The 8,188-nt window shown below is 64.9% G+C and carries 6 protein-coding genes; 3 read left to right on the forward strand and 3 right to left on the reverse strand.

Annotated features, from left to right (window positions below):
- Positions 1 to 48: 48 nt before the first annotated feature.
- On the reverse strand, positions 49 to 2,691 hold the full coding sequence (gene clpB, locus GXY33_14360) for an ATP-dependent chaperone ClpB (GenBank protein ID NLX06317.1): 2,643 nt from the start codon (positions 2,689 to 2,691) through the stop codon (positions 49 to 51).
- Positions 2,692 to 2,803: 112 nt separating this feature from the next.
- Positions 2,804 to 3,661 carry a zinc metalloprotease HtpX gene (locus tag GXY33_14365; GenBank protein ID NLX06318.1) on the reverse strand — a complete coding sequence of 286 codons (858 nt, stop codon included), beginning with the start codon at positions 3,659 to 3,661 and terminating at the stop codon, positions 2,804 to 2,806.
- Positions 3,662 to 3,943: 282 nt separating this feature from the next.
- Here GXY33_14365 and GXY33_14370 point away from each other — a divergent pair, with 282 nt between their 5' ends.
- From GXY33_14370 to GXY33_14380, 3 genes are read left to right on the forward strand one after another with little or no spacing between them, the layout of a single operon-like run.
- The gene (locus GXY33_14370; protein NLX06319.1) at positions 3,944 to 5,020 is read left to right on the forward strand and encodes a hypothetical protein; all 1,077 of its coding nucleotides are present in this window, start codon (positions 3,944 to 3,946) and stop codon (positions 5,018 to 5,020) included.
- An 18-nt stretch (positions 5,021 to 5,038) separates the two neighbouring features.
- Entirely contained in the window at positions 5,039 to 5,734 is a 696-nt protein-coding gene (locus GXY33_14375; protein NLX06320.1) for a type 1 glutamine amidotransferase, read from the forward strand.
- A 44-nt stretch (positions 5,735 to 5,778) separates the two neighbouring features.
- The gene (locus GXY33_14380) at positions 5,779 to 6,888 is read left to right on the forward strand and encodes a hypothetical protein (protein ID NLX06321.1); all 1,110 of its coding nucleotides are present in this window, start codon (positions 5,779 to 5,781) and stop codon (positions 6,886 to 6,888) included.
- Positions 6,889 to 6,985: 97 nt separating this feature from the next.
- Here the strand turns inward: GXY33_14380 and GXY33_14385 are convergent, their stop codons facing one another.
- Entirely contained in the window at positions 6,986 to 7,981 is a 996-nt protein-coding gene (locus GXY33_14385) for a hypothetical protein (protein ID NLX06322.1), read from the reverse strand.
- Positions 7,982 to 8,188 lie beyond the last annotated feature (207 nt).

Consider the following 8,188-nt stretch of genomic DNA (forward strand, 5'->3'; position numbering starts at 1 on the left):
GAAAAAGGGCGCGGTGGGCCGCGCCCTTTCCTTGGTTGGCGTGGTCGCCTAGTCGACCACTTCGGCTTCGATCACCTGCGGCTCGTCCGGCGGCGATCCAGCCTCCTTGCGGAAGACGAACCGTCCGGCTTCGGCGTCGATGACGATCCGGTCGCCGTCGACGAACCGGCCGGCGAGGATCTCGTTGGCCAGTTCGTTTTCGACCTGCTGCTGGATGACCCGCTTGAGCGGCCTGGCCCCGAACGACGGGTCGTAGCCCAGTTCGACCAGCAACTCCTTGGCCGCGTCCGTGATCTCGAATCCCAGGTTCCGGTCGGCCAGCCGCCCGGCCAGATACCGCGTCTGGATCTCGACGATCTTGAGCATGTCCTCGCGCCGCAGCGGATGGAACGTGATCACCTCGTCGAGCCGGTTGAGAAACTCCGGCCGGAAGTACTGCTTGAGCACCTCCTTGACGTGCGCCTCGATCTCCCACTCGGCCGCCTCCTCCTTGGCCAGGCGGAAAATCTCGTCCGACGCGATGTTGCTGGTCATGATGATCACCGTGTTGCGGAAGTCGATGGTCCGACCGTGGCCGTCCGTCAGCCGCCCGTCGTCGAGGATCTGCAGCATGATGTTGAACACGTTGCGATGGGCCTTCTCGACCTCGTCGAACAGGATCACACTGTACGGCCGGCGATGGATCGCCTCGGTCAGTACGCCGCCCTCCTCATAGCCGACGTAGCCCGGAGGCGCCCCGATCAGCCGGGCCACCGAGTGCTGCTCCATGAACTCGCTCATGTCGATCCGCACCATCGCCTCCTCGGTGTCGAAGAGGAACTCCGCCAGGGCCTTGGCCAGCTCGGTCTTGCCCACGCCGGTCGGGCCGAGGAACATGAAGCTGCCCACCGGACGCTTCGGGTCCGACAGCCCGGCCCGCGAACGCCGGATCGCGTTCGAGACCGCCTCGACCGCTTCGTCCTGGCCGACCACCCGAAGGCGGATGCGGTCCTCCATGCGCATCAGTCTCTCCCGCTCGCCCTCGAGCATCTTCGAGACCGGAATGCCCGTCCACTTGCTGATCAGCTCGGCGATCTCCTCCGCCGTCACTTCCTCGCGGACGAGCGTCCGTTCCGATTCCTTGGCCTCCTCCAGACGTTCCCTCGCCGCGTTGAGCTGCTTTTCCAGCTCGACCATGGTGCCGTAGCGCAGCCGCGCCGCCTCCTCCAGCTTGCCCGCCCGCTGGGCGTTCTCAAACTGCACTCGCGCGTTATCGAGCTGCTCGGTCAGGTCGCGAATCTCGTGCAGCATGTTCGACTCGCGTTCCCACTCAGCCGTCAGCTCGGCGTCCTGCTCCTTGAGGTCCGCCAGTTGCCGTTCGAGCTTCTCAAGCCGGTCGCGGCTGGCCGGGTCGGTCTCCATCTTAAGGGCCTCGCGCTCGATCTCAAGCTGCATGATCCGCCGCCGGATCTCGTCGAGCTCAGCGGGCATCGAGTCGTTTTCGATCCGCAGCCGCGCCGCCGCCTCGTCGATCAGGTCGATCGCCTTGTCCGGCAGGAACCGGTCGGTGATGTAGCGCTCCGAGAGCGTGGCCGCCGCGATGATCGCGCTGTCGGTGATCCTGACGCCGTGGTGCATCTCGTAGCGGGGCTTGAGGCCTCGCAGGATCGCGATGGTGTACTCGACCGACGGTTCGGCAACGTGCACCGGCTGAAACCGCCGCTCGAGGGCCGGATCCTTCTCGACGTGCTTGCGGTACTCGTCGAGCGTGGTCGCCCCGATGCACCGCAGCTCGCCCCGTGCCAGCGGCGGCTTGAGCAGGTTGCCCGCGTCGACCGCCCCTTCAGCCCGTCCGGCCCCGACCACGGTGTGCAGCTCGTCGATGAACAGGATCACGTTGCCGTCGGACTCGACGACCTCGCGGATCACCGCCTTGAGGCGATCCTCGAACTCGCCGCGATACTTAGCCCCGGCGATCAGCGCGCCCATGTCGAGGGCGACGATCCGCTTGTCGCGCAGGCCCACCGGCACGTCGCCGTTGACGATCCGCTGGGCCAGGCCCTCGACGATGGCCGTCTTGCCCACGCCGGCCTCGCCGATCAGCACCGGGTTGTTCTTGGTCCGCCGCGAGAGCACCTGCATGCACCGGCGGATCTCGTCGTCGCGTCCGATCACCGGGTCGAGCTTGCCCTGACGGGCCATGTCGACCAGGTCGCGACCATAACGCTCCAGGGCGTTGTACTTTTCCTCGGCGTGCTCGTCGCTGACCCGCTGAGCCCCGCGAATCTCCTTCATCGCCGCCAGCACGCGGTCGCGATCGACCCCGAAGGTCGAGAGTATCTCCTTCGCCGTGCCGCGGGACTCGCAGAGGGCCAGCAGCAGATGCTCGACGCTTACGTACGAGTCCTTGAGCTGGTCGGCTTCGCTCTGGGCCTTGTTGAGCACCTCCATGAACTCCTGGTCGGCCGACGGCGTGGCCCCGCTGACCGTGGGCAGACGGTTCAATTCGCCCTGGATCGCCCGCTGCATGTGCGAGGCGTTGACCCCGATTTTGCCCAGCACCGTCGCGGCCAGCGCGTTGGGCCCCTCCGCCAGTAGCGAAGCCAGCACGTGCAGCCCGCTGACCGAAGCATGCCCGCGCTCCGCGGCGATCTGCTGCGCCCCAGCGATCGCCTCCTGGGCCTTGACTGTGAGTTTCTCCATTCGTGCCATATCGTTAACCTCCCTTTCCTATCGTGGCCGGTCAGCCGGTCTGTGCGCAGAACGTCTCCGGTACGGCCTGACCGCTCTTGATTGCCAATTCGCGTCGTTGGCGAGGCTGGTGCTAGTACACCCGGCCCGTGCGCTCGCGTCCGATCAGGGCCTTGACCCGCTTCTCGACCGACGGATGCGTGGCGAACAGATTGGCCAGGTCGCGGCCGCTGAACGGCTCGACGATGAACATGTTGGCCTGGCTCGGGTTCGCCAACTGCATAGGCCGGCGCTGATTCCCCGCGTGGAGCTTTTCGAGGGCCGTGGCCAGCGGCATCCCGTCGCCGACCAGCTCAGCCGCGTAGTTGTCCGCGTTATACTCGCGCTTCCGCGAGATCGCCATCTGGATCAGCCCGGCTGCGATCGGGGCCAGGATGATCCCCGCGATCGCCACCAGCGGATTGCCGCCCCGGCTGTCGCTCGAGCCGACCGGCACGAACCACAGCAGATACACAAAGGCGCTGATCGCTCCGGCGATCGTCGCGGCGATCGTGCTGATCAGCACGTCGTAGTGCTTGATGTGCGACAGCTCGTGCGCGATTACCCCGCGCAGTTCCTGGCGGTCCAGCGTGTTCAATATGCCCTGGGTCAGACAGACCACCGCGTGCTGCGGGTTGCGTCCCGTCGCGAACGCGTTGGGCGTCGCCGTCGGGGCCACGTACACCCGCGGCATGGGCAGGCCCGCCTTGACCGCCAGTTCGCGGACCATCTGATAGATTTCCGGCGCCTCATTCGGCGAGACCGGCTGGGCCCGCATCGTCGCCAGGGCGATCTTGTCGCTGAAGAAGTACGCGACCACGTTCATGAACCCGCCCAGAAAAAGGGCGATGATCATGCCCGTCTGGCCCCAGTACGACCCGACCAGAACAAAGATGGCCATCAGGCCCGCCAATAACATGAATGTTTTTAGGTTATTAATAAACCTGAACATGCTTTTTCTCCTTTTCGGTTCGGCAAACCGCTCATTCCGGCCAGTCGCCGAGCTTAAGATTGCCTATATGCAAATGCTGTACCAATCGCCGCTATTGTAAGGCATTGTGATGCAATCAGTTGCGGCGGCATCACAAGGTCCGCCAAACGCTATGCCATTTTGTCAGCCATCGCCTCCCAGCCGTGGCCCGATTGGTTGGGCTTGACACTTATCGGCACTACCTTATTATACGTCGATAATTACGCCAGTTTGCATCACACTCCTGTGATATGAGTGACAATCATGACGCCAAAGGAACGGGTAGCGGCGGTGATCGGGCATCGGGCGGCGGATCGGGTGGCCATCGACTTCGCCGCTCGAAGCGAGGTGGTGGCGGCCCTCAGGGACCGGCTGGGGGCGGCGTCGGACGAGGCCCTGCTGGACGCACTCGGGGTGGACCTGCGAGGCGTCGGACCCGCCTTCAAGGGGGACACCGGCGAGCTGTGTTACGCCGATCCGACGGTGGAAGTCACAGCCGATGGGGTCTACCGTGACATCTGGGGCGTGGGGTTTCGAGCCAACCGGACTGACAAGGGCTCGTACATGGACCTGGCGGCCAATCCGCTGGTGGACGTGGAGGATGCCAAGGGGCTCGACCGGCACGCGTGGCCGACGGCGGAACTGTGGGACTACTCGGGCATCGCGGAGCAGGTGCGACGAGCTGACCGGTACTGGGTGGGGGGGCACAGCCGGGGAATCTTCGAGATCAGTTGGTTTCTCCGGGGCTTCGAGAACTTTCTGATGGACCTGACCGCCGAGCCGCAGTTCGCCAGCCAGGTCATGGACCGGGTCCAAGCGTATCTCTTCGAGCGGACGCAACGGATTCTCGAGGCCGGCGGCGGACGGATCGACATGATGGAGTACAACGACGACGTGGGCGGCCAGCAGGGCATGCTGATCTCGCCGAACGTCTGGCGCGAGCACCTTAAGCCGCGGATGCGGCGGTTCGCCGAGCTGTGCCGCGGGTTCGGGGCCAGGGTCCGCTACCATTCGTGCGGATCGATCCGGCCGATCATCGGCGATCTGATCGAAATCGGCGTGGACGTCCTGAACCCGGTTCAGCCGCACGCGCGGAACATGGACCCGCGCGACCTCAAACGCGAGTTTGCCGGGCGGATCACCCTCAACGGCGGGATCGACACCGAAGAGCTTCTGCCCCGGGCGTCGGCGGATCAGGTCCGCGATGAAGTAGGCCGGTTGATCGAGGCGTTGGGGCGAGGCGGAGGCTACATCCTCGCTCCCTCGCACGTCTTCCAGGGCGACGTGCCGATCGAAAACGTGCTGGCCGTCTACGAGGCGGCACTGGGGCGAAGGTTCTGATATCCCGGAGTAGGATTGATGCGGATCGCAACGATCGAACACGTGGCGTTCGAAGGGCCCGCGAGCGTGGCGGCGTGGGCGACGCAGCGAGGCCATTCGCTCTCGCGCACGCCGATCTTCCGGGATGGCGAGCGGTTGCCGACGCTGGGGGATTTCGACGCCCTGGTGGTGCTGGGCGGGCCGATGAACGTCTACGAGTTCGACAAGCATCCCTGGCTGAGGGCGGAGACCGAGCTGATCGGCGAGGCCATCGCAGCGGGCAGGATGGTGGTCGGCGTGTGCCTTGGTGCGCAGTTGATGTCAGTGGCGCTGGGCGGAAAGGTCACTCGCAACCACCATCACGAGATCGGCTGGTTCGACGTGAACCTGACCGCCGAAGGGCAGGCCCTGGCTGCGTTCGACGGCTTTCCCGCCGCGTTTCCCGCGTTCCACTGGCACGGCGATACGTTCGAGATCCCAGCCGGGGCGGTGCGCGCGGCATCCAGCGAGGCCTGCGTCAACCAAGCGTTCGTCTACGGCGACCGGGCGGTCGCCCTGCAATTCCACCTGGAATCGACGCCGCAGAGCGTGAACCTGCTGATCGAGAATTGTGCTGACGAACTGACGGAAGGGCGGTACATTCAAAGGCCCGAGCCGATGCGGTCAGACGACGGCCGCTTTGCCCGGATCAACCGCCTGATGACACGGCTTCTGGATAACCTTGAAAAGCAGTGACGGACTCCGCCGAGGGCGACGGAGCTACAGAACGGGAGACGACGGTGGGCAAGTATCGACTCGAGCATTCACCCAGCCAAATCGCGGCGATTGTGGATCGGTATCAGCAGCTTCGGGCCAAACGCGAGCCGCTGGCTCGGGCCTTCCTGGACGGCACGCGGCCGTACATGATCTTCCACACACCCGGCAACGACCTGTGGAGCGACACGTCAGACCCGGAAGACTGCTTCGTGCGAAATCTCGACCTGGTGGAGCAATCGCTGGCCGTGCCCAGCGATCACCTGCCGACGCTCGAACCGTGGTTCGGCACGGGCCTGTATGCCAACATGTACGGCTGCGATTACGTCTGGCGCGACGGCGAAGCCCCGTGCGTGCACTACCGCTTTCACAGCCTCGACGAGGTGCGCAGCCTGGCCAAACCGCGATGGGAAGACAGCGACATCGCCCACCTCGTGCTCGATACGATCCGGTACTTCAAGTCCAAGACCGGCGACGCGATCCCGATCGTCTGGACCGACACCCAGTCGGCCCACGACACGGCCACGCTGATCCTCGACGCCAGCGAGGTCTTTACCGCCTGCCTGACCGAGCCGGAGACGATCATGGCATTCATGCGAAACATCAATGCCCTGATCATCGAGTTCAGCAAGGTCCAAGCCGAGTTGATCGGCGACGCGCTGGTGATGCCGGGCCACATCATGCTCTCGAACGCCGGGTTCACCGGCATGTCGATCTCGGATGACAACCTGGCCGTCGGTTCGCCCGCCGTCAACGCCGCGTGCAACCTGCCGCTGGATGAGGAAATCGGCAAAGCGTTCGGCGGCGTCGCGATCCACTCGTGCGGCCAGTGGGACCGGACGATGAGGCTGCTGGCCAGGCACGTGCCGTCGTGCGTGGCCATCGACTGCGCCCTGGAGACCGGAGGCGACCCGAATCCCAACCCGCCCGAACCTGTCCGCGACGCCATCGCCGGAACCGGCATTCACCTGCACGTGCGGTTGACCAGCGACACGCCGGCGATGTGCGAAATCATCAAACGGGTCGCGCATCCGGATATCAAACTGATCGTCCACCCGAACTTCACCGACGTTCCCACCGCCGAGAGAAATTACGAAGCCATCGGCAGCCTGCTCAAACGATTCTACGGCGTCTGACGCCGAAATAGCGAGTGGACCTCGCCTTACATATCTCCAGGCATTCTCCGCGTGGTCCGCGTACTCCGTGCCTCCGGAAGGGCAAGTCGAAAAACACCTACCAGACCCGGTTGAGCTGTTCGCTCCGCCCAGACAGAAAGTCGCGGCAGTTCTGCAGGGCTGTCTGGGCCATGCGGCGGTTGCTTTCGCGGGTGTTCGAGCCGGTGTGCGGGGTCATGACGACATTGTCGAGCGTCCGCAGGTCGGCTTGTGGGTCAGCCGGCGCGTAAGGTTCCTTCTCGAATACGTCCAGACCGGCGCCGGCGAGTCGGCCGGACCGCAAGGCCTGATAGAGGGCGGCCTCATCGACCACGGCGCCTCGGGCGGTGTTGATGAAAAAGGCCCCTTCGCGAAAGCGGGCGAAACGCGACGCGTCGAAAAACCGATGGGTCTCCGGCGTCGAAGCCATGTGGACCGAGACCGCGTCGGCTTCGGGCAGCGCCGCGTCGATGTCGCTGGTGTAGCTCTGAAGGTGGTGTCGGCCGAGGAATTCGGCTGGAGACAGGTTCTCCTCTTGCGACAGTTGGTCCAAGGGCCGACGGCCAAAACCGATGACGTTCATGCCGAACCCAGCCCCGGCGATCCGGGCGACGGCCCGGCCGATCTGACCGAACCCAGCCGCCAGAAGCGTCTTGCCGAAGAGCTCCACGCCAGCCGACGACGACCACCGGCCCTCGCGCATCCGCCGATCCTCGCAAGCCACGTTCCGCGTGACCGCGCCCATCAGCCACATCGCGTGCTCAGCCACCGAACGCGTCAGTACGCCGGGCGTGTTGGTCAGCGTCACGTTGTGCTCCCGGCAGAGCCGCTGATCGACCCCGTCGTAGCCCACGCCGAACCGGGCGATCAACCCGCCGGCCACGGCCTCATACAGCGGACCGGTATACCGATCAACGCCCAGAATGACCGCCCGGCAGCCCGTCCGGCAAACCGCCCGGGCCAGATCCGCCTCCACAGCGGGGGCCTCGCGCACGTCCAGATCGTCGGCTTGGTCCCAGACCGGCCGGCCCTTGGCGTACTGCACGCTGGTCACCAATACCACGTCTTTCATCATCAGCCTCCGCTCGTTTTCGCCGAAGAGGCCACTATAATGTCTCCGGCCAACGCCGCCAACGGTTATCGGACCTCGGCCCCTGCGCTTTTAGGCTTGCTTTCGGAAGTCAAGAGGCATTAAATTACGGTCTTTCAACGCGTTCGCCGGCGGTCTTTGGCGGCTTGGTCGGCAAGGGCAGGGCGGACCCGGAGTGCAGGCATCCGTTCA

The sequence above is a fragment of the Phycisphaerae bacterium genome (assembly GCA_012729815.1).
GTDB lineage: Bacteria > Planctomycetota > Phycisphaerae > JAAYCJ01 > JAAYCJ01 > JAAYCJ01.